Below are 26,080 nucleotides of genomic sequence, written 5' to 3'. Positions count from 1 at the left end.
TGTCGGGCACCCTTTACCAATTCTTGACCACGTGTTGATTCACCACCGAGACGATGTCCGATGTGGATACGCTTCTACAGGTGGAACTGGGGGTTCTGGGGCCTCTACAGGTCCGGCAGCATGGCCTGCCGGTCGCCATCCCCGGCGTCAAACCGCGCGCGATCCTCACGATGCTCGGGCTGCACGGCGGTTCTGTCGTGTCGGCCGACATGCTCGCAGAGCTACTGTGGGGCGACGACCCACCGCGCACGGCTGTCAAGGCTCTGCAAACACATATCTCCTCGCTGCGTCGGACCCTGGGCGACGGCTTCGTGCTGACGAAAGGGACGGGCTGGACATTAGGCATCACCGAGATCGATGCCACGCGATACAAGACGGCCGCGACGCAGGGCCGCGATGTCATCGCCGCCGGGGACGCGAGCCAAGCAGTTGCCCGTTTCAACGAGGCGCTGGCACTGTGGCGCGGCATCCCCGAGCTGCCCGATAGCCCGCGAGGTGTCTCCGAGAAGACACGCTGGCTCGAGGGCCATGCGGCGTTGGTGGAGGACCGGGCCGACGCGCTGCTCGCGACGGGTCGCGCCGCAGAGATCATCGGCGAGCTGGAGGCCGCGATCGCCGACGCGCCATTACGCGAACGGCGTTGGGGCCAGTTGATGCTGGCGTTGTACCGCGCCGGCCGGCAGGGCGACGCCCTTGGCGCTTTTCAACGCGCGCGGGCGCTTCTCGCCGATGAGCTGGGTGTCGATCCCGGACCCGACCTTCGCAGGCTCGAGACCGCGATCGTATCGCAGGACGATTCACTCGAAATGCCTGTGTTGCAGCAGCTTTCAGTGGTAACGCGAGCGGTGACGTTCCTGCTCACCGACATCGAGGGATCAACGGCGGCATGGGAGTCCGACGCCGCTGCGATGGCGGTGGCGCTGGCCCGGCACGACGAGATCGTCGAACAGGTTGTCACCTCGGGCGGGGGGCGGCTCGTCAAGACGCGCGGCGAGGGCGACGCGACGTTCTCGGTGTTCGACCGCCCGTCGGCGGCTGCCGCTGCGGCAGTCGAACTGCAGGAGGCGGTCCGCCACGAACCGTGGGCGCTCGGGCAGCCCATGCGCATTCGGATTGCCCTGCACACCGGTGAGGTCGAGTTGCGCGACGGAGACTACTTCGGTCGGGCGGTCAACCGCGCCGCTCGCCTGCGGTCGCTGGCATCCGGCGGCCAGATCTTGTGTTCAGGCGCCACGGCCGAACTCGTCATCGACACACTGCGCGACGATGTCGTGCTGGCCGATCTGGGGATGCGTCAGCTGAAAAACCTTGCCCGTCCGGAGCATGTCTTCGAGCTGCGTCTGGAGACCGTCGACGACGCTCGGACTCTGAACACCGATGCGCCGCCCGTCGAACGTCCTGACCTGCCCGCCGTGCTGGTCGGTCCGGGGCCGTTCGTCGGACGCGCCCGCGAACTGGAGCGGCTGCTCTCCGCATGGCAGACGACGCTTTCCGCCGGCACCCACGCCGTGCTCATTGCCGGCGAACCTGGGGTCGGCAAGACGCGGTTGGCAGGCGAATGGTCGCATCAGGCGTATGAGCAAGGGGCTATCGTGCTCTACGGCCGATGTGACGAGGACCTCGGTGCGCCATACCAGCCGTTTGCGGAAGCGCTGCGGTCGCTGGTGCCGTCCCTTGGCTCGAAGCGGTTGCGCGGGCTGCGCGGAGTCGAGTCGCTTCTCCCACTCGTTCCAGGCCTGACCGACGAGTTGCCCGATCTCGCCGCGCCTGCTCGCGCCGACGCGGACACCGAACGCTATGCGCTGTTCGACGCCGTCGTCGCGCTGTTGGGTGTCGCGTCGACGAGCGCACCCGTGGTGTTGATCCTCGACGACCTGCACTGGGCGGCGAAGCCGACGCTGCTGCTGTTGCGTCACCTTTTGCGGTTCGGCGAGCACGCCCGCGTGCAGATCGTCGGCACGTACCGCAGCACCGATCTCGACCGGTCGCACCCGCTGGCGGCGATGCTGGCCGACCTTCATCGCGACGGCTCCGCTCATCGGCTTTCGCTTGGGGGCCTGGACGAGGATGACGTCACGGCTTATGTCTCCGAGGCGGGCTATGACGACGAAGAGCTGGCCCGGGCACTGGCGTCGGTCACGGGTGGCAATCCCTTCTTCCTCATCGAGGCGTTGCGCCATGTCGACGAAAGCGGTGGCCGGTGGGATCCCAGTACGTTGCCGCAGGGTGTGCGGGAAGCCGTGAGCCGCAGGCTTTCTCGACTCCCCGCTGAGACGAACAAGGCGCTGGCAGCAGCTGCGGTGGTCGGCAGCAGGTTCGCTCTTGACCTGGTCGAGCGGGTCGTCGAGGAGGATCTAGTCGACTCGTTCGACGACGCGTGCAAGGCCGGAATCCTCATCGAAGAGCCGGGTGGGCGTTACCGGTTCAACCACGCGCTGGTCCGCCAGTCACTGCTGGCCGAGCTGGCATCGGTGCGACGGATGCGGCTGCATCAGCGCATAGCAGCGACACTCGAGAGCGAGGCCGGCGACGACGACGAACTTGTGGCCGAATTGGCCTACCACTACTTCGAATGCGCGTGGGCGGGAAATGCGGCCAAGGCCGTCGAATATTGCCGACGTGCGGCCGACCAGGCGATGGCTCGCCTGGCTTACGAGGGCGCGGCCGACTATTACGACAAAGCTCTCCATGCACTCGACGAGCTCGACGACGAGCTGCCTGAGCGCGACGATTTGCAAGCCGAACTGCTTGTCGCGCGGTGTGAGGCGCTGTTGGCCGCTGGTGACGTGGCTTCGGCGGCGGGTGCGGTGGCGCAACTGCGGTCAGCCGCCGGCGATTCCGCCCGTCTCGCGGCGTGGGGGACGTGTTTCGAGGGCGAGTTGGCAATGCTCACCGATCCCGAACGGCTAGACGAAATCGCCACCGAGGTCGCCGCCGCCGCAGCAAAGCTCGCCGCACTCGACGACGCGGCGGGGGAGGCGAAGGCGCACACCGTCCGGGCGATGTGCCTGGGCCGTCTCGGACGAATCGCCGAATGCGAGACCGCATTGGACCAAGCGCTCACTGCGGCGCGGCGCGCGCAGGAGCACCGCCGGGTCAATGCCGTGCTGGCGACTGCCCCACTTGCGGCGCTGTGGGGCCCCAACCCGGTTCCGCGCGCGGGCGGGCGGTGTCTCGATGTGGTGCGGTTACTTCGGATCACGACGGGATCGCCTGTCGTGGAGGCGACGTCGACGCGGTGCCAGGGGGTGCTGGACGCGTTCCGGGGCCGAGCGGCCGCCGGGCGTCAGTTGATCGAGTCGGCCAGACGCTCACTCACCGAGCTCGGCATGCGGCACGCCTTGCTGGAGGCAGACCAGTTCGCGGGCATCGTCGAATTGGTCGCCGACGAGCCGACAGCCGCCGAGGCGCATCTTCGGCGGGCGTGCAACGGCTTTCGTCGCATGGGCCTGGATGCGGACACGGCAGAGACCGCGGCATTGTTGGCGCGGGCATGTCTTGCGCTGGACCGTGACTCCGAAGCCGACGAATTATGCTGCGAGAGTGAGCGTCTCGCCGGCCACGCATTGAAGGCGGCGATTGCCTGGCGGACGGTTAGAGCGCAGCTGCTTTCGCGCCGCGGTGTCCATGCCGAGGCCGGGCGGGTGGCCCAAGAGGCCGTCGCCCTCGCGGAGCGCACCGACGCGTTGGTCGACCACGGCGACGCCTGTCTAGCACTGGCGACCGTGTTGCTCACAGCAGGCGACACCGTTGGAGGGCAGGCCGCCGCTCAGCAAGCTGTCGACCTGTATGAACTGAAAGGTGCTGCGGCGCTCGCTGAAAAGGCGCGCGGTATCTCGGGTGAGCCTACCGTTCCGACTGCACCGACTGCACCCGAAGAGCCTAGTGTCGAACTCGACAACACATGCGTCTGGGTGATCCATCAGACGGACGCTGCCTTCGACCGCGGGGCCTGGGATGAGTGCGACCAATTCTTCGCACCCGATATCGCCGTCGAGAGTCGCCGCAAAATGGTCCGCTTCACCCCGGCTGATCTTCGGCCGGGCGATTGGCCGCGAGTTGCAAGACATCTTCGCGAAGGTTGGGCTTGGCACCGGAGCCTAGTTGTGGCCGTCCGAGGCGAGCGTCTGACCCTCACGCGATTGGAGCTCGGCACCGACGATGCGAGTCCTGGAGCGCCGCAAGAGGAATTCCTCTCGTTATGGAGCCTCGACGAGGACAGTCGAATCGCGCGGCAAGTGTTCTTCGACGTCGATGACATCAACGCGGCGATCGCCGAACTGGACGCGTTGCACGCCCGGTTCGAGCAACAAAGATTTTCGAGGCTGGCTATCGAGCCTGAAAACACCTGCGTGCGGGCGATCCGAAAGATGGCGGCCTCCGTCGACCGCGATGCCTGGGACGAGGTCGAGAAGATGTACGCGCCGGACGTCTCCGTCGAAAGCCACCGGAAGATTGTCGGCTTCACCAAAGACGACCTTCCTTCTGCCGACTGGCCGCACGAGGTAGAACGGCTTCACGGTTTTCGGGGCCTGATGATCAACCAATTGGTGGTCGTCGCCGTGCGGGGTGACCGCCTGGCCCTTCTTCGGGTGGGGGTGGGAACGGCTGACCTGAGCGCGGGGTCACCGCGAGACGAGTCCTTGCAGTTGTGTGGCATCGACACCAAAGGTCGCATCACGCTGCTGGAGTGGTTCGACATTGACGACGCCGACGCGGCAATGGCCGAGCTGGACGCCAAGTATGCACAGCTAGAGGCCGCAATGCCGCGCCCACCGTTGGAGAATGCCGCAAGCCGAGTCGATCGTCGGTTCAACGCGCTCTTCGCCGAGAGCCGCTGGGATGAGGCCGCGGCGCTGTGGGCCGACGGCGTCAGAGTCGAAGACCGACGTCGAGGACTGCGTCGGGAGGTCACCTACGACCACGCCGCAGGAGTCGCTGAGATTCGGGCGATGGCCGACCTCGGGGTGGCTACGATGACGTCACACGTCGTCGCGATTCGCGGGGAACGCCTTGCCCTCTGCCGCACCCAGTACTCAGGCCGTGATCAACGGCCCGACGCCTTCCACACCGAGATACTCCGCATCACCGAGATCGATGTCGACGGGCGGTGTTTGGCATCAGTCGCGTTCGACCTCGACGATATCGACGCCGCCTTGGCCGAACTCGACGCGCGCTACCTCGCCGGCGAGGCGGCCGCCCACGCCCATACCTGGTCGGTGATCGCGGACGCCTACTCCGCCGTCAATCGGCGGGAAATGTTCGCAACAACTCCGAACTGGGTGAACGTCGACCACCGCCGCGCTACAGCATTCGCCCCAGGCGATCTCAGCGCATTCTTTCGCGCTTCCTGGGAGGACACACCTGATATCCACGTCTACATCGAGGCGGTGTATCGGCTGAGCGACCTCGCAGCGGTCGTTGTCAGCGCTGGGCGCGGGAAGTCGCGAGAAGGCTTCGATGCGGAGTGGCGGGATATCGCTCTTTCGACAGTTGACGGCGACTTGATCAGTCGTACCGAACTTTTCGACGAGACGGCCCTCGACGCCGCGCTCGCACGGTTCGACGAACTCAGCTGTCCGGCGACGCGACTCGAGAACGCCGCGGCCCGGGCCGGCGAGCGATATGCGGAATGCTTCGCCACCCGAGACTGGGACGCGATGGCGGAAGTCCTTGCCGACGAAGTTGTCTCGGATGATCGCCGTCGCGTCGTGAACTCCGGCGTGCGAGTCGGTCGGGATATCCAGATCGCCGATACGCAAGCCGCGGTGGGTGTAGGTGCCCAGTGGGCTGTGTCGGAAGTAATCGCGATTCGCGGGGAACGCCTGGCGCTGATGCTTATCAGCTGGTCCAACGATGGGATGGACACCCGGGATGATGTCGGCGCTGAGCTGCTGGGCCTCGCCGAGGTCGATAGCAGCAATCGGCTCAGCGCCATCGTGTCTTTCGATGGCGATGACGTCGACGCCGCATTCGAGGAACTCGACGCACGGTATCTCGCCGGCGAAGCGGCCCCTCACGCGCATACGTGGTCGGTCATCCTCGAGATGACCGCGGCATTCAACAGGCGTGAAATCCCAGCCACGACGCCCAACATAGTGAGTGTGGACCACCGCCGGGTGGCGTTGTTCGCGCCAGGCGAACTGCCCGCGTACCTGCGTGCCACGTGGGATCTTTCGCCGCAAGCCACGCTTCGCATCGAGGCTGTTCATCGGCTCAGCGACTGCGGTGCTCTCGTGAGCTTCGCGGGCGATGCGACGTCCACCGCCGGTTTTTCCGCTGAATGGCGGGTGATCAATCTCTATACGGTAGAAGGTGATTCAATCAGCCGCGTAGAAGTGTTTGACGAAACAGACCTCGACGCCGCTCTAGCGCGGTTCGACGAGCTTGGTCGGCCGACGCCGAAGTTGGAAAACCTTGCCAGCCAAGTGAACGACCGCTTCGATGCGTGTTTTGCAGCCCGCGACTGGGACGCACTGGCGGAAACGCTGACCGAGGATACCTTGATTGACGATCGCCGACGAGTCGTGAACGTCGGAACCCGCCGCGGCCGCGATGCCGAAGTGGCGAGTATGCGTGCCATCGCCGGGATCGGGGTCAAGAACGCTACGTCGGTCGTCATTGCGACGCGCGGCCAACGCCTCGCTCTCAGTCGTACACGCTACACCGGACGCGACCAGAGCCCTGAGGCGTTCCAGACAGAGATCCTCGACGTCGTTCAAATCGACGCTACCAACCAGATCTCGGTGCGTGTCGCGTTCGACCCGGACGACATCGACGCCGCCTTCGATGAACTCGACGCGCGTTACCTCGCCGGTGAAGCGGCTGATCACGCGCATACATGGTCAGTCATCGCGGAGACGTGCGCCGTGCTCAAACGGCGCGAAGCCCCCGCGGCGACACCGGGCTATGTCGTCGTCGACCATCGGCCGGTCGGAACGATCGGCGCAGACAATGTGGCCGCACACCTGGACGCCAGTCTGGACCTCACACCGGACCGCAGCATGTATATCGAGGCGGTGCATGGCCTAACCCACCGCGGCGCGGTCGTCACGTGGGCGGCGCGGGACACCACACAGCAGGGCTTCGATGCGGAGTGGCGGATTGTCGGAGTTCAAACAATCGACGGCGACATGCTAAACCGCGCAGACCTTTTCGACGAGGCCGACCTCGACGCCGCGCTCGCCAGATTCGACGAACTCAGTCGTCCCGCACCGCTGCAACTGGCAAACGCAGCGAGCCGAGTTTCCAATCGCTGCAACGAGTACTTCGCCGACCACGACTGGGAGGCCCTGGCTCGGTTGATCGCCGACGACATAGTGACGGTCGATCGGCGTCGCGTAGTAGGCGGGCTGGTGCAACAAGGTCGAGAGAGCGTGATCGCACATCGCCGAAGGACCGTGAACGGCGGAATCCGGATTGGTCCGGAAGTCGCGCTCCATGATCTGCAGATGGCCGCCGACGTCGGCTTCACAAACGTGACCGAGAACGTGGTGGCGATTCGCGGTGACCGCCTTGCGCTCACGCGTGCTTACTACACCGGCGATGTACAGCGGGAGGAGGCGTTCTACGCAGAAGTTCTCCACATCCTCGAGATCGACTCTGACAAGAGGATCGCGGCGACCATCGTGTTCGATCCCGACGATATCGATGCTGCCTTCGAGGAACTCGACGCTCGCTATCTCGCCGGAGAAGCGTCGGCGTCCGCGCAAACATGGTCGGTGATAACTGAGGGGTATGCCGCAGCCAATCGAGGCGAGCTTGCCGTGACGGCGCCCGATGTAATGAACATTGATCACCGCCGAATACCAATGATCAATTCAGGAGACTTGATCCCTTACCTCCGAAACACATTCGATGAGCTTGGGAATATCAGGACCTACCTCGAAGCTGTGCACCGGCTCACGGATACCGGCGCGGTCGTAACCCACATAGGGGCCGGAGCCTCGAAGGAAGGGTTCGAGGCCGAGTGGCGGATGATCAACGTCCTCGTTGTAGACGGCGGCGTGATCATCCGCTCAGAGGTGTTCGACGAGGACAACGTCGATACCGCGCTGGCCCGCTTCGAGGAGCTCAACCGACCTACGAGGAGACCCGAGAACACTGCGAGCCGAGTGGCCGAACGCTTCTGCGAGTGTTTCGGTGCCCGCGACTGGAGGGGCATGGGGGACACGCTCGCCGCCGAAGTCTGTACGGTCGACAATCGCCCGGTCGTAGGCGTAGGGAAGCGACGAGGACGAGACCTCAACGTTGCGGACTGGCAAGCCGTCGCTGAAGTCGGGACCCGGAATTTGGCTTCGACTGTCATCGCCACCCGAGGGACGCGGCTGGTATTGAGTCGTTTCGTCACCTCCGGCCGAGACCAGCGGCCTGAGGCGTTCCGCACCGAGGTGTTATGCGTCATCGAGACCAACGCCGACAAGCGGATCGTGGCGTGTGTGATGTTCGAAACCGATGAGATCGACGCCGCCTACAAAGAGCTCGAGGGCCGTTACCTCGCCGGTGAAGCAGCCCGCTACGCCGACGTGTGGTCGATATTCGCGGATACCTACGCCATGTTCAACAGGCACGAGATTCCCCCGTTGTCGAACTGGGTCACCATCGATCACCGGGTGCGTGAGACCTTCGCCGGCGAAGACCTGGCCGCCTACCTGCGCTCGGGTTGGGACGTCACGCCGGAGAACAAGATGTATGTCGAGTGCGTACATCGGTTGAGCGAGGTCGGGGCTGTTGTCACGCATGTGGCGAACGGAACTTCCCCAGAGGGCTTCTATGCCGAATGGCGGATGATCGCGCTCATGACGCTTGGAGCCACCTCCACGAACCGCTGTGAGTTGTTCGACGAGGCCGAAATTGCGACGGTGCTAGCGAAGTTCGACGAACTGAGCCGTCCGGTGCCGCGGCTGGAAAACACGGCAACCCGGGTGTATGACCGTCTCCTTGAACATCATGCAGCGCGCGACTATGACGCCTCGGCCGAAATCCTGGCCGAGGAGTATTGCGTCGACGACCGTCGTCGTGTGGTGAACGCGGGTATCCGCCACGGTCGCGATGCCGCGATCGCCGACGCGCGAACAGTCACCGAGCTCGGGGGTACGCACATAACGTCCGATGTCATTGCGACTCGCGGCGAACGGCTCTTTCTCGCTCGTAGCCGAGTGTCAATCCGCGACGAGGGGCCGGAGGTGTTCGACAACGAGTCGTTCGTCATCGTCGAGATCGGCGCCGACGAGCGCGCCGTGGCGATGGTGGTGTTCGACCTCGATGACAGTGGCGCCGCCTTCGCGGAACTCGATGCCCGATATCTTGCGGACGAAGCTGCCACCCACGCCCAGACCTGGTCTGTCATCGCGGCCGCCTACGCGGCGCCCTCTTGGCATCAGTTCCCCGTGACGCATCCGGACTGGTTGACCATCGACCATCGGCGAGGAACACCGTTCGCGTCCCGCGATCTGGACACCGTCATCCACGCTGTCAAGGACCTCACCCCGGACATCAGGATCCACGTTGAGGCTGTGCATCGACTCAGCAGCGTCGGCGCAGTCGTCACCAACACCTCGCACGGGACCTCCCCACAGGGCTTTGCTGCCGAGTGGAGGATGATCCAGCTTCTGACGGTCGAAGGCGGCCGGGTGAACCGGTGCGAGCTCTTCGACGAAGACGACCTCGACGCCGCGCTCGCGAGATTCGACGAGCTCAACGCCTCGATGCCACGACTTGAGAACACCGCGACACGTGGAAATGCGCAAATTGCCGATGCGTTCAACCGCCGCGATCTGGAACGCTATTTCACCACTTTTGACGCGAACGCACGATGGGAGGATCGGCGAAAAGGCCTGCGCAGCGAGGTTCCAATGGAATCCAAGTTGGCACGTTCAGTGTTCCTCGGGGCACCCGCGAGTTGGCGGATGGAGATCGAGCCCGTCGCCACCAGGGGCTGTCGCCTGGCGCTGAGCCGCTACCTCATCCGCGACACCGACGAGGCCGACCGGCCGATCACGATCGAGGTCTTGTTGGTCACAGAAGTCAACGACGACGGATTGTTCTGTCGCAGTGTGACGTTCGACCCCGACGACATCGACGGCGCCTTCGTGGAGCTCGACGGCCGTTACCTCGCCGGTGAAGCGGCGCGCTACGCACACACGTGGTCCCTCGTGGCCCAAACTATCGCAGCTTTCAATCGACACGAACTGTCACAGATGACGCCGAATTGGGTGAACATCGACCACCGGCGCGCGATGACATCAGCACCCGGGGATATGGCCGCGTATGTCCGTGAGATTTGGACGGTTGCACCAAATGTCACTACCCACATCGACGCCGTGTATCGGCTGAACGATGCCGGCGCAGTCTTCAGCCACGTGGAGAGCGGCACCTCACAACACGGGTTCACCGCCGAGTGGCGCGAAGTTACCTTGCTGACGTTCGATGGCGACGCGATCAACTGCTGCGAAACCTTCGACGAGGCCGACCTCGAGACCGCGCTCGCCAGATTCGACGAACTCGACCGACCGGCACCCCGGCTGGAAAACGCCGCCATCCGAGCACGAGCGTATGTCGCCGAGGCGTACAACCGCCGAGATGTGGAGACATTTCTCGAGGTTCCCGCCGGCCGCTACCAGGACCGCCGCAAGGGGTTGCGTGATGAGGGCACTATGGACCGGAACTATACGTACGCGGTGTTGTCTGGAACGCCGACGAGCTGGCAGCTGGAAGTGGAGCCCGTCGCCATTAGGGGAGATCGACTCGCGCTGAGCCGGGAAACCTTCCGCGACACCGATGATGCGAGCCGGCCGATCACCGTCGAGTTGATGACGCTCACCGAAGTCACCGAGGACGAAGGGATCTCGTACACGGTATTTTTCGATCCCGACGACGTAGACGCCGCCTTCGAGGAGTTCGAATCACGTTATCTCGCCGGGGAAGCGGCAGCCCACTCACACACGTGGTCGGTAATCACAGAGGCTTACGCCGCAAACAATAGGCACGAACTTCCCTCAATATCAGGTGAATTCACTGACGTCGACCACCGCCAGGGTCGCGCGTTCGCGCCGGGTGACCTCATCCCGTACATCCAGGCTGGGTGGCAGGTTTACCCGAACGGTAAGACGTATATCGAGGCGGTTATACGGCTAGACAGTTTTGGTGCGGTCGTTGTACATGCCGGCCATGGAACTTCTCATGAGGGCTTCGAGGCCGAATGGCGCGCAGCCAACGTCTTCGTAGTTGAAGATGAAGTCATCAATCGCTGCGAGTTATTCGACGAGGCCGACCTCGACGCCGCCCTCGCCAGGTTCGACGGGCTGCGCCGTCCAGCGCATTCGATCGAGAACGCCGCGACCCATACGTGGGCGCGTCTGGTTGACGCATACAACCGCCGCAACCTCGACGCCTTCGTCGCTCGCACCGCACCGGAGGGCCAGTATCACGACCGCCGCAAGGGCCTGCGCGACGCGCACGAAGGGTCAATGCGGTGGCGGGTCGCGCAGACGTTGTTCGATTTGCCGCCGAGCTTGCGGCTGGAAACAGAGGCGCTGGCTACCAGGGGATCACGGCTCTGTCTGCTCAGGCAGGCCTTCCGTGACACCGAGGACGCCGAGCGACCGATCGTCATCGAATTCCTGACGGTCCTGGAGGCGACTGAAGAAGGCATGGCGCACACCATCGTCAACTTCGATACCGACGACATCGACAGCGCAATGGCGGAACTCACCGCGCGGTGGATCGCTTCAGGAGTGGTCTCGCACCCCAAGGTCATCGAAGCGCATCGCAAGATCATCGAGATGACCAACCGTCATGAGTGGGATGCGCTTACCGCTCTCTGCGAAGGGGCAACCTATGTCAATCACCGTCAGCTCGGAAGTACTACCGCCGACTACATCACGTCGATCCGGACGGCGGCATCGCTCGTACCCGACCTTCGCATCGAATCGGCAGAGTTCCTCGCACACTCGGCGATCGGCGTCGCGGTGCACGTAGTCGTACGGGGGATGTCCACCGAAGGCCTCGCGATCGAGCTTCCGTTCGTGATGATCAACCTCCTCGACGGTGAGCGGGTGACCCACATCGAGAACTTCGAACCCGACCAGCGTGACCTCGCGTTGACACGCTTCGAGGAACTCAACACATCCGGGTAGCGCCCCTCGGGTCGCCGAGCGTGAGGCTGTTGCGAAATTCCGCGCGGATTCTCGCAGTGAGTGCACACTCGGCGATGAAGGCCCCGTTGACGTGCAGCCATTAAGCTGCATATCGTCGAACATGCAGCCGGTCGGCTGAATACGTATAGGCGGCAGGGATGGACGATGTGTTCAGGGCACTGGCCGATCCGAACCGGCGCATCCTTCTCGACAGCCTCAACGAGAGCAATGGTCAGACGCTGCGGGATCTGTGTGCGGGGCTGTCGATGGCGCGTCAGTCGGTGAGCAAGCACCTCGCCCTGCTGGAGGCTGCGAACCTCATCACCACCGCGCGGCGGGGGCGGGAGAAGCTGCACTTCCTCAATGCCGAACCGATCAACGCGATCGCCGACCGCTGGATCAATCAATACGACCGGGCCCGGGCGCAAAAACTCGCCGACCTCACGACACCATTGGAGACCCCACCGATGAACAACAGCGAATTCGTCTACGTCACCTATATCCGCACCACCCCAGAACGCTTGTGGCAGGCCATCACCGACCCGGTGTACTCGACTCGCTACATGGGCCATGCAATCGTCTCCGACTGGCAGACGGGTTCGACGTACGTCTGGGCCGACAGGGAACTCGAGATCGTCCACCCGGAGCAGGTCATCCTCGAGTCCGACCCGTATCGCCGGCTCGCCTTCACCTTCCACTCGTTCGTCCCCGAACTCACCGAGTTCGGACTCGACGAGGAGACGATCTTGCAAGCCGCTACGGAGCGGCGTTCGAAGGTGACGATCGACATCGAGGTGGTCGACGACGGCCAAGTGAAGCTCACGGTCATACACGACGACTTTCCGCCGGAAAGTACTGTCCGCGAGCTTATCTCGGGTGGGTGGCCGTGGAAGTTGGCCAACCTCAAGAGCGAACTGGAGGCCTCATGACCACGACGAGGACACCGCCGGTCGTTTCTCCGCAGGACTGGCTGACGGGCACCCGGACCCCGACACCCCGACGGCCGCGGCCGCCGCGTCGGGAGTCCTGGCTGCCACCTGCTCACTCTTCACCGAATGTGAAAGCATGGCGGAAATACACGCGAAAAACCGCCATGGTTTCACAATCGAGATCCGCGGCAGCTGCGAGAGACCCACGGTCCGCTGGTGGACGGAAGCGACTAAGACGGTACGGTCGCCAGTGCCTGAGCCACGCACTCTGCCCAACGTTCCTCGTCGACGGCCATCCACGCTAATTCACCGCCGATGGCACTGGAGATCACCAGATCGGGTGCGACAGTGCCCAGCATCGTCACGCTTTTCCGGAGCTGGTCGGCATCGCCTCGGCCCGGAACCAGAAATGTGGCCCAGGTGCCCTCAACGGTGGGGAACATGGTGTCGCCGGTGAACAAGTACCTCTCGCCAGTGCTACCGGTGACCAGATAGCTTGTGCTGCCGACCGAATGGCCTGGGCTGGGAAGCACCTCGACACCGTTGGTGTCGACGTGGCGGGTGGCGCCGATAGCCACGTCGACGTGACCGTGTTTGGCAATGGCGGCGATCTCCGCCTCCGGCGCATGCAGCCGACGGCCAAACCGCTTCGCGATCCGGTCGAGGTTGGGCCCCGCCTCGTCGAGGTGCGACAGATACTGCGCGGTGATGCCGCCCAGGGCGTCGATCGCATCGAGATCCGCTTCCGTGGCGGGGCTGTAGAACAGCAAGTTGCCCTGCAGACTGCGCCACAGGTAGGCGTGTGTCGTGAGCCCAGGGAACGGCGTATCCATCCGGGTCTGCCATAGGTCGTCACGTATTTGGGTCATTTCCCGCGTCGCGGAGTTAGTCATAACCCAACTCTGCGACCTCAACCGTTGTTGAGGTCAAGCGATTTGTCACCAAATTTCGAACTCAGGTGCCACGATCGATGGATGGTGCGCTCAGACACCGCCAGTATCGCGGTGCTGACAGCGGTCGCCGCGTCGGTCATGTTCGCTCCCGAGGCGTCGGCGGTGTGCTACTCCGCCGACTGTGTGCCCAATGTGGCGCACAATGTCGTCGAGCGAGCACCATGTAGACCCGGGAAGTACTTCAACTATGGACTCGGTCCCACCGGCGCGACGTTCGTCTGCAACCGGGTGGGCGTATGGACGCCCGCCGGACCGCTGGTCGGTATCCACAATGTCGCGATGGACTGCCCGGAACGCAATCTCTCCGCCCAAGGTTCCGACGGCGTCGCTTTCGTCTGCGCCGACATGGGCGGTGGCCACCTGCGCTGGGCGCACCGCATCGACACCGCGGAGTGATCTACAGCGCGGCAGCGATCCGGGCCGCCACCTCCGCCGCAACGGAAAGCGTCGCCGGATCGGAGGCCGCGGAATAGCGGTCGGCGACCGGGTCGTAGGTCGCTCCTGCGATCGACCCGTGGTCGGCGGCCAGCACGACACAGGAAGCCGGCCAACCGTTGCGCTCGAGCGTCTCCGCGAACCCGCGACTGACCTCGACCGGAATGACGTCGTCGTGCTGACCGTGCAGCAGCGTGAACGGCACAGGATCGCCGTCCAGCTCCCGCGGCAGCGGCGCACCGGAGATCGGGTCGGGAACCACGAACGCCCCTGCAAGACAGACGGTATGCGTGACATTGATCTGCCGAACGTGGATCGTCAGGCCGGCCGCCGCCAAGCCACCCATCGACCAGCCGACGAGCACCAATGGCTTGTCGCCGGCGTGTTCACGCGCGTATTCGGCCGACGCCATCAGGTCGGCGCGGCCGCGGTCGTCGGCGTGCGAGTCCCAGTCGGCAAGCACGACCGCCGGCCCGTGTTCGTGCACGCGTTCGGCCAGCGGCCGCATCGCGGTTCGCGAATCGGTCTGCGCGCCGTGCCACATCAATACGGTGGGTTGCGCCGGGTCGCCGAAGACGTCTGCGGACCGACCGGGGGAGTACTCGACGGTGTGCACCACCCTGGTGTGCCCAGGCGACCCGAAGGCCAATCCTCAGCGCGAATACTTCTCGACGAAGCGGCGCAGGATGGTGGACGGATAACGCACATGCCGTTGCCGGGCAGCGACTCTCAGCGACTCCGCGGTCTCGGGCGGGAAGTATCCGTGGTTCTTGTAGACGTCGATTCGGGTCATCACGCCGTCGAGGTCCAGTTCGGGGTGGAACTGCGTGGCGTACACGTGCCGTCCTACCCGAAACGCCTGCACAGGGCAGTCAGCCGACGACGCGAGACGTGCCACGCCCGGCGGAAGCGAGGTCGCGCCCTCCCGGTGTCCGCCGAAAGCATCGAAGACATCGGGCACCTCGGCGAACAAGTCGTCGTCACGGCCCTCAGCCGTGACGGTGACGGTGAGCCCGCCGACCGGTTCCGGATGTGTCCGGTCCACCGTGGCGCCGACGACCGTACCGAGGGTGCCGACGCCGTAGCAGCAGCCGAGGAACGGGAAATCGTGATCGACGATGCGTCCGATGAGCTCCAGCAACTCCGACTCGACCCGCCGCTGCGTCGCCGATTTCACCTCGGCGGGGTCGCTGACGTTATAGGGACCCCCACCGAGGACGATCCCGGACCAGTCCGCAAGGTCGATGCGGCCCAGCGATTCGTGGGTCAACCGGATTCGCCGCATGCCGGTGGTGTCCAGGCCGGCGAAGCGCATCATCGCCCGGTACTCGTCCTCGGCGGCTTCGTCCTCGCCGCGGATCGAGAGCAGCAGGAAGGGCTTTGACAGCACGACACCCCGCGAGCCCGGTGAGCCCGCGGGGTGCCGCATGTTGTTACCGACGATCAGGCTCGCCTGTTAATCGAGGTCGAACCGATCGTTGTTCATGACCTTCACCCAGGCAGCGACGAAGTCCTCGACGAACTTGTCCTTGCTGTCGTCCTGCGCGTAGACCTCGGCGATGCCGCGAAGCACCGAGTTCGATCCGAACACCAAGTCGTTGGCGGTGGCCGTCCACTTGACCGCCCCCGAGGAACGGTCGCGTCCCTCGTAGACGTTCTCGGCGGTTTCCGACGGCTTCCACTCCGTGTTCATGTCGACCAAGTTGACGAAGAAGTCGTTGCTGAGCACACCCGGCTTGTCGGTGAACACGCCGTTCTTGCTGCCGCCGTGGTTGACGTTCAGCGCCCGCAGACCGCCGACGAGGACCGCCAACTCGGGAGCGGTCAGGTCGAGCATGTAGGCCCGCTCCACCAGCAACTGCTCCAACGGATTCTTCTCACCCGGGCGCACGAAGTTACGGAACCCGTCCGCCCGCGGTTCGAGCACCGCGAACGACTCCACGTCGGTCTGCTCCTGCGAGGCATCGGTGCGTCCCGGCGCGAAGTGCACGTCGATCTCGAAGCCGCCGTCACGCGCCGCCTTCTCGACCGCCGCCGCACCGCCCAGCACGATCACGTCGGCCAGCGAGATCTTCTTGCCGCCGGAGGCGGAGGAGTTGAACTCCTGCTGGATGCGCTCGAGCAACGGCAGCACCCGAGCCAGCTCGGCAGGCTCGTTGGCCTCCCAATTCTTCTGTGGCTCAAGACGAATCCGCGCACCGTTGGCCCCACCGCGCTTGTCGGTGCCGCGGAAGCTGCCCGCCGACGACCAGGCCGTCTTGATCAGCTGCTGCACCGTGAGACCGGAGTCGAGCAGCTTGGTCTTCAGCGAGGCGATGTCGGATTCGTCGACCAGCTCGTGATCCACCGCCGGCACGGGGTCCTGCCACAGCTGCTCCTCGGGAATCCACGGCCCGAGGTAGCGGCTGACCGGCCCCATGTCGCGGTGCATCAGCTTGAACCAGGCCTTGGCGAAGGCCTCATCCATCTCCTCGGGATGGTCCAGCCAACGACGCGTGATGTCGGCGTAGATCGGGCTTTCCCGCAGCGAGATGTCGGTGACCAGCATCGTGGGCTTGCGCGGCGGCCCGCCGAACGGGTCGGGGATGACCGCCTCGGCGTCCTTGGCCTCGAACTGCCAGGCGCCGGCGGGGCTCTTGGTCAGCTCGTACTCGTAGCCGTACAGCGTCTGCAGGAAGCTGTTGTCCCACTTCGTCGGAGTGGGCGTCCAGACCACCTCCAGACCGCTGGTGACGGTGTCGGGTCCCTTACCGGAGCCGAACGGACACTTCCAGCCCAACCCCATCTGCTCGATCGGGGCACCCTCGGGCTCGGGCCCCATGCCTTCGTTCGAGCCGGCGCCATGGGTCTTGCCGAGCGTGTGACCACCGACGATCAGCGCGGCGGTCTCCTCGTCATTCATCGCCATCCGACCGAACGTCTCGCGGATGTCGTGGGCCGCGGCCAGCGGATCCGGCTTACCTTCCGGGCCTTCGGGGTTGACGTAGATCAGGCCCATGGTGGTCGCGCCGTAGGGCTCGGCCAACTGACGGTCACTTTCGTTGGTCCCGCCGTAGCGCTCGTTGGTGCCCAGCCAGGTGTCTTCCTGACCCCAGAGCATCTCCTCGGGCTCCCAGATGTCCTCGCGGCCGAACGCGAAGCCCAATGTCTTGAAGCCAGAGGACTCCAGCGCGGCGTTACCGGCGTAGGCCATCAGGTCGGCCCAGGAGATCTTGTTGCCGTACTTCTTCTTGATCGGCCAAAGCAGGCGGCGCGCCTTGTCCAGGCTGGCGTTGTCCGGCCAGCTGTTCAGCGGAGCGAAGCGCTGGGCGCCTTGTCCGGCACCGCCGCGGCCGTCGAAGATGCGGTAGGTGCCCGCGGCGTGCCAACTCATCCGGACGAAGAGCCCGGCATAGCTGCCGTAGTCGGCCGGCCACCAGGCCTGCGAATCCGTCATCAACGCGATCATGTCGGCCTTGAACGCCTCGAGGTCGAGTTTGGCGAACTCCTCGGCGTAGTCAAAGTCCGGCCCGAGCGGATTACCCTTCTCGTTCTGCCGGTGCAGTACCGAGACGTCGACCTGTTCGGGCCACCAGTCTCGGTTGGTCAGCGGAGCATGCGCCTTCGGCTTCGGCGAATCGATAACCGGGTTCTCGCTCTCGCTGTGACTGCTCGTCTTGGAGTCGTCGTGAGGCGGTCGGGCGTCGGAGGTATCAGTTGGCACGGCGTTGTTCCTTCCGATGGGGTGATTGGGCTGTGATCACGGTTGTGATCGGGAAACTTGCGATACCAGGCAGTCCGGGCACATGCCCCAGTAGATGACCTCGGCTTCGTCGAGCACGAAGCCGTCCAACGCCCCGTCCGGGTCCGACGGCGTCAGGCAGGGCGCTTCGCCGACGGCGCAGTCGATGTCGGCGATGACGCCGCACGACCGGCATACGACGTGGTGATGGTTGTCGCCGACGCGCGATTCGTAGCGCGCCACCGAACCGGACGGCTGGATCCGCCGCACGAGCCGGGCACTGGTGAGCGCGGCGAGCACGTCGTAGACAGCCTGTCGCGAGACGTCGGGGAGGGCAATACGCACGGCCCCGAAGATCGTCTCGGTGTCGGCGTGGGGATTGCCGTAGACCGCCTCCAGCACCGCGAGACGCGGTCGAGTCACGCGGAGATCGGCGGCACGCAGCCGATCCGCATAGTCGGGTGTGAAGGCCACGCTGCCAATATGCCGCCTTATCTGGAATGAGTCAAGACTTGTTTTGGCGGCGTGTCGCGTGGACTCCAACGAGACGTTGCTGTCATCGTCGAAGTAGCTAGTTACCAATGCTTTTCGAAGTAGCAGGGCGTGTGAAGCCGCGTTTGTGGGGCATGCTCTGCGCAAGGTTGCGCTGCTACCCTTCGGAGGCTGCTGGGTCGGGACCGTTGTGGTCAGGGGAGGTAAACCACCCGGCGAGTGCCGATGAGGCGAAACCCGAACGAAACGCTACGGACTTCCGCGAAGAGAGTGTTGTGCGCACCGGAGAAATCAGAGCCCTTTCCGGCCTGCGCATCGTCGCCGCCGCGTGGGTGGTCCTGTTTCACTTCCGGCCACTGCTGGAGGAGTCGATACCGGGGTTCCGGTCGGCCCTGGCGCCGCTGCTCAACTGCGGCGCGCAAGGCGTCGACCTGTTCTTCATGCTCAGCGGGTTTGTGCTGACGTGGAACTATCTCGACCGCATGGGTCCGAGGTTCGAGTGGCGGGCCACCGTGCGCTTCCTCTGGCTGAGGCTGGCCCGGGTGTGGCCGGTGTACCTGGTGACGATGCACCTGGCGGCGTTGTGGATCATCTTCACGCTGCACATCGGCCACGTGCCGGCGCCGGCGGCCGAAACCCTTACGGCCACGAACTACCTCCGCCAGGCGCTGATGATCCAACTGTGGTTCGTGCCGTACTTCGACGGTTCCAGCTGGGACGGGCCGGCCTGGTCCATCAGCGCCGAATGGCTGGCCTATCTGCTGTTCGGCGCGCTGATCCTGGTGATCTTCCGGATCGCACGCTCCACCCGGGTGCGCGGTCTGATCGCGCTGGCGTTTGTCGCCACCCTGCCGCCGGTCCTGCTGCTGCTGGCGACCGGGCAGTTCTACACACCCTGGAGTTGGCTGCCGCGGATCGTCATGCAGTTCACCGCAGGCGCCCTCGTCTGTGCGGCGGTCCGCAAGCTCCAACCAAGCGAGGGGGCCCGCCGCAACGCCGGATATGCCTCGCTTCTGCTGGGAGCGGCCATCGTCGCCATCCTGTACCGGCTCGACGGGCATCCGCTGCCCAAGATCGCGGACAGTGCCGGCCTGGTCGATGTGCTGTTCGTGCCGTTGCTGTTCACGCTGGCCATCGGTTCGGGGACCTTGCCCTGGCTACTCTCGCTGCGGCCGATCGTGTATCTCGGACACGTGTCGTTCAGCCTCTACATGGTTCATGAACTGGTGCACACCACCTGGAACTGGATGGTGGCGCAGTTCGACTTGCGGTTGTCACCGGACATCACGGGCAAGCTGATAATGGTCGCGTTGCTTGGCGCCGCGCTGATCGGCGCCGTCTTGCTGTACCACTTCGTCGAGGAGCCTGCCCGAAAATGGATGCGCAGCATGATGAGCGCCCCCACCGATTCGCGTCCGGATATGCCCGGCAAGTTGCACACCGTGTATCGCTCGCGCGAACGGACCGAGGTGGTTTCGGCCCGCGCAGGCTGAGCGCGCGCGTCTCCGCCCTGTTGTCCTCATTGCGGCCCTACGCTGGAGCGGTGAGGCGCCTGGCGACGATCGCGGTGGCGGTCGCCGTTCTGGTGGTCACCGGTTGCCAGCATCCGAAGCCGACGGGGCACAAGGAGATCGTCACGCTCACCGTCGCGGCCAACCGCGTCGCGGTGATCGGCGACTCGTACACAACCGGCGGCGCAGAAGGCGGGCTCGGCGAAAAGGGCTGGACGACCCAGGCCTGGCAGATCCTGGCCCAGCAGGGGCTGGCCACTACGGCAGACGTCGGCGCCGAGGGCGGCGCAGGCTACGGCACGCGCGGTAACCGGGGCAGCCTGTTCGAGGATCTGACCGCCGCGACGGTCAAGCCCGACGACACGCTGGTGGTGTTCTTCGGCTCCCGCAACGATCAGAGTGCCGATCCCGCACAGTTGTCGATCCTCATCTATGGCACGTTCGCGTTGGCGCGGCGCATTGCGCCGTCGGCGCTGTTCCTGGTCATCGGACCGCCGTGGCCGACAACCGACGTTCCCCCGGCGGTGGTGCGCATCCGCGACACTCTTCGGTATCAGGCGGAATTGGCGGATGCGACGTTCGTCGACCCGATCGCCGACCGTTGGTTCGTGGACAGGCCCGAACTGATCGGCCCCGACGGCGTGCATCCCACCGACGCCGGCCATACGTACATGGCGAAAAAGATCGCGCCTCTGATCGGCGCGCAACTACCGCGTCGCACCTGATCTGATCCAGCCGCCCCACCGGTACCGTCCGCCACGCCGGGATCCGCCTAATTACCTACGGCCCTAGGGCGATGCGACTACCGTTTCTAGTCTCGGATTGTCAGTCCGTTCGAGGTGGGAGGACCGTATGACGACCGACGCAGCGCCTGTTGCACAGCTCGAAGCCCGCCGACCGTTTCCGGCCCGCCTCGGCCCCAAGGGCGCTCTGATCTACAAGCTCGTCTCCACCACCGATCACAAGCTGATCGGGATCATGTACTGCGTCGCCTGCTTCATCTTCTTCTTCATCGGCGGGCTGATGGCGCTGTTCATGCGCACCGAGTTGGCGATGCCGGGACTGCAGTTCCTGTCCAACGAGCAGTTCAACCAGTTGTTCACCATGCACGGCACGGCGATGCTGCTGTTCTACGCCACCCCGATCGTGTTCGGCTTCGCCAACCTGGTCCTTCCGCTGCAGATCGGCGCCCCCGACGTCGCGTTCCCTCGGCTCAACGCACTGAGCTTCTGGTTGTTCGTCTTCGGGGCACTGATCGCGCTGAGCGGCTTCATCACCCCCGGCGGCGCGGCGGACTTCGGCTGGACGGCGTACGCGCCGCTCAGCACCGCCATTCATTCGCCCGGCGCGGGCGGGGATCTCTGGATTCTGGGGCTGGCGGTCGGCGGCCTGGGCACGATCCTGGGCGGGGTCAACATGATCACCACCGTGGTCTGCATGCGCGCACCCGGCATGACGATGTTCCGGATGCCGATCTTCACCTGGAACATCCTGGTGACGTCGATCCTGGTGCTGATGGTGTTCCCGATCCTGACCGCCGCGCTGTTCGGCCTGGCCGCCGACCGTCACCTCGGCGCGCACATCTACGACCCGGCCAACGGCGGGCCGATCCTGTATCAGCACCTGTTCTGGTTCTTCGGACACCCCGAGGTGTACATCATCGCCCTGCCCTTCTTCGGGATCATCACCGAAGTCCTGCCGGTCTTCTCGCGGAAGCCGATCTTCGGCTACACCACGCTCGTCTATGCGACGTTCAGCATCGCGGCGCTGTCGATGGCGGTGTGGGCGCACCACATGTTCGCCACCGGAGCGGTGCTGCTGCCGTTCTTCTCGTTCATGACATTCCTGATCGCGGTGCCCACGGGCATCAAGTTCTTCAACTGGACCGGCACGATGTGGAAGGGCCAGTTGACGTTCGAGACACCGATGCTGTTCGCGATCGGCTTTTTGGTCACGTTCCTGGCCGGTGGGCTCACCGGCGTCTTGCTGGCCAGCCCGCCGCTGGACTTCCACGTCACCGACTCCTACTTCGTGGTCGCGCACTTCCACTACGTGCTGTTCGGCACCATCGTGTTCGCCACGTACGCGGGTATCTACTTCTGGTTCCCCAAGATGACGGGCCGGCTGCTCGACGAACGGTTGGGCAAGCTGCACTTCTGGTTGACGCTGATCGGTTTCCACACCACGTTCCTGGTGCAGCACTGGCTCGGTGACGAGGGCATGCCGCGCCGCTACGCCGACTACCTGCCCTCGGACGGGTTCACCACCCTCAATGTCGTCTCGACCATCGGTGCGTTCATCCTCGGCATCTCGACGATCCCGTTCGCGTGGAACGTGTTCAAGAGTTGGCGCTACGGCGAGCCGGTGACCGTCGACGATCCGTGGGGTTACGGCAACTCGCTGGAGTGGGCGACCTCGTGCCCGCCGCCGCGGCACAACTTCACCGAGCTGCCCCGGATTCGTTCGGAGCGACCGGCATTCGAGCTGCACTATCCGCACATGGTGGAGCGGATGCGCGCCGAGGCCCACATCGGCCGCAGCCACGGACCCACCGACGGCGATGTGACACGGTTGGACGACGCGGACGTCCGTACCTGACCGCGGAGCCGACGCGTCGACGTTCGCTCACTTCCCGTCAGGCGTCGGTCGGGCAGTATGACAACCGTGCAACCCGGTGGACGCCTGTACCAACTGCTGACCCGCGTGATGTCGCTGCGCGTCATCGTCATCGTCGCGGCGCTGTCGGTCGTCGCGCTGGTGATCACACTGGGCGCGTGGGTGTGGTTCGGCGTCACCAACGACCAGTACAGCCAACTCGACCGCCGCCTCGACTCGGTCAGCAGCCTGGGGGACATCAGCACCCTGCTGCGCACCGCACAGCAGGCCGACCTCGACCAGCCCATCCCGGACGGTGGCCTGGTGCGCACCGCGCGGGTCGACGGCGTCACCGTTTCGGTGCCCCGAGACATCGTGTTGCCCCAGTTCGACATCGGTTACGCCGACACCACCATCGACGGCGTCGAGTACCGGGTTCGTACGTTCGCCGCCGGTGAGGCATCAATCGCGATCGGCGCTCCGCTCGCCGAGACCCAACGCCGGATCGACGAGTTGCACCGGCGCGTGCTGATGATCTGCGGAGGTGTCATCGTGGGCACCGTGCTCGTCGGCTGGGTGATGTGGTCGATCATGATCAACCCGTTTCGCTTGCTGGCACAGCAGGCGCGCGCCATCAACGCGCAGTCGAAACCCGAAGAGGTCCAGGTGCGCGGCGTGCAGGAGGCCGTCGAGATCGCCGAGGCCGTCGAAGGAATGCTCGCCCGCATCGGCGATGAACAGCAGCGCACCAGGGCGGCACTGGAGTCGGCCCGCGACTTCGCGGCGGTGGCGTCACACGAGCTGCGCACCCCTCTGACCGCGATGCGCACCAACCTCGAGGTGCTCTCCACCCTGCAGATGCGCGACGAACAGCGCCAGGAGGTGATCGCCGACGTGATGCGCACGCAGAGCCGCATTGAGGCGACGCTCACCGCCCTGGAGCGCCTTGCCCAGGGCGAACTGACCACCGTCGACGACTTCGTGCCGGTCGACATCACCGACCTGCTGGATCGGGCCGCACACGATGCGATGCGCAACTATCCAGGGCTGCGGGTGTCCCTGGCGTCGTCGACGACGGTGCTCATGCTGGGCCTGCCCGCCGGGCTGAGACTGGTCGTCGACAACGCGATCACCAACGCGATCAAGCACGGCGGTGCGACCGAGATTCAACTCGGCGCCGTCAGCTCCGGCGAAGGCGTGCAGATCACCGTCGAGGACAACGGCTCGGGAATACCGGAGGACGAACGGTCCGCGGTGTTCGAGCGGTTCTCCCGCGGTTCCACCGCGGCACGGTCCGGTTCGGGGCTCGGGCTGGCGCTGGTGGCACAGCAAGCGGAATTGCATGGCGGCACAGCAGCGATCGAAGCCAGCCAGCTCGGCGGCGCCCGACTCGTGCTGAACCTTCCGGCACCGAGCTGAGGCTGCCCGCGTCGAGCTGATCTGGTTACCATCCCAGGATGGCGAAGCTGGAGTTGTCGCGCGAGCTGGCGTTGACCCCCGACGAAGCGTGGGTGCATGTCTCGGACCTCGGCTCCCTCGGCGACTGGCTGGTCATGCATGAAGGTTGGCGCAGCGAGTTGCCCGACGAGCTGTCGGTCGGCACCACGATCGTCGGCGTCGCCGGCGCCAAAGGTCTGCGCAACCGCGTCACCTGGACCATCCAGAAGTTCGACCCGCCCAAGCTGATCGAGGTGACGGGCAAGGGTGTGGGCGGCACGAGGTACGGACTCACGATGAAGGTGGCGGCGATCGGAACCGGCTCCACGTTCACCCTCACCATGAATCTCGGGGGAGCCCCGCTGTTCGGGCCGATCGGGGCCACGGCGGCGCGTGCGGTCAAGGGCGACATCGACCGGTCCATCCGCAAGTTCGAAGAGCTCTACACCTGAGGGAAAGGGCGTGAAGCGCAGCGATTGAGCGGTGATCGACCGGGTAACACACCTGGGTGTCCCACACCATGGAGCTGACCGTTCTCGACCCTCGCACCGGCGACATGGTCAGCCGGATTCCGATCACCGATCCCTCGACATGCGCCGAAGCCGTGGCGCGAGCGCGCGCGGCGGCACCTGCGTGGGCGCGAACCCCGGCTGCCGAACGTGCGGCGGCGCTGACGAAAGCCGCCGCAGCGGTCCGTGCGGCGGCAGACGAACTGGCCGAACTCAACGAACGCGAGACCGGCAAGCTGCGCGACGACGCGGCCGGCGGGGTCGACGCCGGCACGGGCACCTTGGTGCAGTACGCCGAGCTCGGTCCCGTGCACCGCGGCCGCAGCCTGCACGGATCCTGGGGCGCAACCGATCTGATGATTCCGGAACCCCGCGGTGTCGTGGCAGTGCTGACCCCGTGGAACGACCCCGTCGCCGTGGCGGCGGGTCTGCTGGGCGCCGCACTGGTAACGGGAAACACGGTGGTGCACAAGCCAAGTGAACGATGTCCGGCGACCGGTCGACGCTTCGCAGAGCTACTGGCCGGTCAGCTTCCCGACGGTGTGCTCGAAATCCTCGACGGCGACGGATCGGTCGGCGCCCAGCTCGCCTCTGCACCGGACGTCGACGTGGTGGCGCATGTCGGCAGCAGCGCGGCGGGCCGGGCGATCGCGCGAGCATGCGCGGAACGGGGCGCCAAGACCGTGCTGGAAAACGGCGGCAACGACGCGCTGATCGTCGACGCCGGCGTGGATCCACGATGGGCGGCCGAGCAGACTGCGTTGGGCGCGTTCGCGAACGCCGGGCAGATCTGCGTGTCCGTGGAACGGGTTTTCGTGGTCGAGGCGCTTTCCGATGCCTTCCTCGACGAGTTGGTCGAGGAAGCGCAGGTATGGGCTGAGCGGATCGGGCCGATGGTCGACCGCCGGCAGCGTGCCGTGGTGCAGGACCACATCGATGACGCGGTCGCCAACGGCGCGCGCGTGTTGGCCGGCGGCGCGCCACAGCCGGGACCGGGTTCGTTCTACCCGCCGACCGTGTTGGCCGACTGCACACTTGACATGCGGGTGTTTCGCGAGGAGACGTTCGGCCCGGTGGCGCCGGTGCGGGTAGCGGCGGACTTCGACACCGCCCTGCGCGAAGCGGCCGACGATCGCTACGGGTTGGCCGCCACCGTGCTGACCCCGGACATGGCGCACGCGCAGGAGGCATGGCGGGTACTGCCCGTCGGCACCGTCAAGATCAACGACGTCTTCGGCGGAGCCCCCGGCGGGGCCTCGCAGCCGCGCCGGGCGAGCGGCAACGGCTACGGCTTCGGCCCAGAGCTACTCGACGAGATGACCGCGATGAAGGTCGTGCACTGGTCACCGCCGGGCAACTGA

14 protein-coding genes are annotated in these 26,080 nt (G+C 65.2%); 9 read left to right on the top strand and 5 right to left on the bottom strand.

The annotated features are described in order from the left end of the window. Positions 1-80: 80 nt before the first annotated feature. Both QGN32_RS23390 and QGN32_RS23385 read left to right on the top strand, forming a co-directional pair. Complete coding sequence (locus QGN32_RS23390) at positions 81-12,137, top strand: ATP-binding protein (RefSeq protein WP_442791861.1); 12,057 nt, start codon at positions 81-83, stop codon at positions 12,135-12,137. 158 nt (positions 12,138-12,295) lie between these two features. Next, positions 12,296-13,066 (top strand): ArsR/SmtB family transcription factor, encoded by a 771-nt coding sequence (locus QGN32_RS23385; protein ID WP_326546526.1) that lies wholly within the window; start codon positions 12,296-12,298, stop codon positions 13,064-13,066. Positions 13,067-13,296: 230 nt separating this feature from the next. Here the strand turns inward: QGN32_RS23385 and QGN32_RS23380 are convergent, their stop codons facing one another. Further along, complete coding sequence (locus QGN32_RS23380; protein WP_326546525.1) at positions 13,297-13,959, bottom strand: MBL fold metallo-hydrolase; 663 nt, start codon at positions 13,957-13,959, stop codon at positions 13,297-13,299. An 81-nt stretch (positions 13,960-14,040) separates the two neighbouring features. Between QGN32_RS23380 and QGN32_RS23375 the strand changes: the two genes are divergently transcribed. After that, the gene (locus tag QGN32_RS23375; RefSeq protein ID WP_326546524.1) at positions 14,041-14,415 is read left to right on the top strand and encodes a hypothetical protein; all 375 of its coding nucleotides are present in this window, start codon (positions 14,041-14,043) and stop codon (positions 14,413-14,415) included. A 1-nt stretch (position 14,416) separates the two neighbouring features. On the opposite strand, the gene QGN32_RS23370 is transcribed toward QGN32_RS23375, so the two are convergent. The 4 genes from QGN32_RS23370 to QGN32_RS23355 are packed head-to-tail and all read right to left on the bottom strand — an operon-like array spanning position 14,417 to position 18,649. Beyond that, positions 14,417-15,070 carry an alpha/beta hydrolase gene (locus QGN32_RS23370; RefSeq protein ID WP_326546523.1) on the bottom strand — a complete coding sequence of 218 codons (654 nt, stop codon included), beginning with the start codon at positions 15,068-15,070 and terminating at the stop codon, positions 14,417-14,419. A 36-nt stretch (positions 15,071-15,106) separates the two neighbouring features. Next, positions 15,107-15,883: a glutamine amidotransferase gene (locus QGN32_RS23365; RefSeq protein ID WP_326546522.1), complete on the bottom strand. Its 777-nt coding sequence runs from the start codon at positions 15,881-15,883 to the stop codon at positions 15,107-15,109. Positions 15,884-15,910: 27 nt separating this feature from the next. Then, positions 15,911-18,157, bottom strand: a complete 2,247-nt coding sequence (gene katG / locus QGN32_RS23360; protein WP_326546521.1) for a catalase/peroxidase HPI — start codon at positions 18,155-18,157, stop codon at positions 15,911-15,913. A 36-nt stretch (positions 18,158-18,193) separates the two neighbouring features. Beyond that, complete coding sequence (locus QGN32_RS23355) at positions 18,194-18,649, bottom strand: Fur family transcriptional regulator (protein ID WP_326546520.1); 456 nt, start codon at positions 18,647-18,649, stop codon at positions 18,194-18,196. A gap of 293 nt (positions 18,650-18,942) precedes the next feature. Here QGN32_RS23355 and QGN32_RS23350 point away from each other — a divergent pair, with 293 nt between their 5' ends. The 6 genes from QGN32_RS23350 (at position 18,943) to QGN32_RS23325 (ending at position 26,080) form a co-directional block, all read left to right on the top strand. Beyond that, positions 18,943-20,160 carry an acyltransferase family protein gene (locus QGN32_RS23350; protein ID WP_326546519.1) on the top strand — a complete coding sequence of 406 codons (1,218 nt, stop codon included), beginning with the start codon at positions 18,943-18,945 and terminating at the stop codon, positions 20,158-20,160. A gap of 50 nt (positions 20,161-20,210) precedes the next feature. Then, positions 20,211-20,903 carry an Rv0518 family GDSL lipase gene (locus QGN32_RS23345; protein ID WP_326546518.1) on the top strand — a complete coding sequence of 231 codons (693 nt, stop codon included), beginning with the start codon at positions 20,211-20,213 and terminating at the stop codon, positions 20,901-20,903. A gap of 127 nt (positions 20,904-21,030) precedes the next feature. After that, positions 21,031-22,776: an aa3-type cytochrome oxidase subunit I gene (ctaD, locus tag QGN32_RS23340; protein ID WP_326546517.1), complete on the top strand. Its 1,746-nt coding sequence runs from the start codon at positions 21,031-21,033 to the stop codon at positions 22,774-22,776. A gap of 57 nt (positions 22,777-22,833) precedes the next feature. After that, the gene (locus QGN32_RS23335; RefSeq protein WP_326546516.1) at positions 22,834-24,192 is read left to right on the top strand and encodes a sensor histidine kinase; all 1,359 of its coding nucleotides are present in this window, start codon (positions 22,834-22,836) and stop codon (positions 24,190-24,192) included. A 38-nt stretch (positions 24,193-24,230) separates the two neighbouring features. Beyond that, complete coding sequence (locus QGN32_RS23330) at positions 24,231-24,662, top strand: type II toxin-antitoxin system Rv0910 family toxin (RefSeq protein WP_326546515.1); 432 nt, start codon at positions 24,231-24,233, stop codon at positions 24,660-24,662. A 68-nt stretch (positions 24,663-24,730) separates the two neighbouring features. Continuing rightward, complete coding sequence (locus QGN32_RS23325; protein ID WP_326549227.1) at positions 24,731-26,080, top strand: aldehyde dehydrogenase family protein; 1,350 nt, start codon at positions 24,731-24,733, stop codon at positions 26,078-26,080.

The organism is Mycolicibacterium sp. ND9-15 (genome assembly GCF_035918395.1).
Classification (GTDB): domain Bacteria; phylum Actinomycetota; class Actinomycetes; order Mycobacteriales; family Mycobacteriaceae; genus Mycobacterium.
Note: the sequence above shows the minus strand (reverse complement) of the source record. Positions and strands in the feature narration are given on the sequence as shown.

What these genes read in the sequence shown, in the direction of transcription:
- QGN32_RS23385 (WP_326546526.1), top strand. Translation starts at nt 12,296, where the DNA reads ATGGACGATGTGTTCAGGGCACTGGCCGATCCGAACCGGCGCATCCTT.
- QGN32_RS23380 (WP_326546525.1), bottom strand. Translation starts at nt 13,959, where the DNA reads ATGACTAACTCCGCGACGCGGGAAATGACCCAAATACGTGACGACCTA.
- QGN32_RS23375 (WP_326546524.1), top strand. Translation starts at nt 14,041, where the DNA reads ATGGTGCGCTCAGACACCGCCAGTATCGCGGTGCTGACAGCGGTCGCC.
- QGN32_RS23365 (WP_326546522.1), bottom strand. Translation starts at nt 15,883, where the DNA reads ATGCGGCACCCCGCGGGCTCACCGGGCTCGCGGGGTGTCGTGCTGTCA.
- ctaD (WP_326546517.1), top strand. Translation starts at nt 21,031, where the DNA reads ATGACGACCGACGCAGCGCCTGTTGCACAGCTCGAAGCCCGCCGACCG.
- QGN32_RS23335 (WP_326546516.1), top strand. Translation starts at nt 22,834, where the DNA reads ATGACAACCGTGCAACCCGGTGGACGCCTGTACCAACTGCTGACCCGC.
- QGN32_RS23330 (WP_326546515.1), top strand. Translation starts at nt 24,231, where the DNA reads ATGGCGAAGCTGGAGTTGTCGCGCGAGCTGGCGTTGACCCCCGACGAA.
- QGN32_RS23325 (WP_326549227.1), top strand. Translation starts at nt 24,731, where the DNA reads ATGGAGCTGACCGTTCTCGACCCTCGCACCGGCGACATGGTCAGCCGG.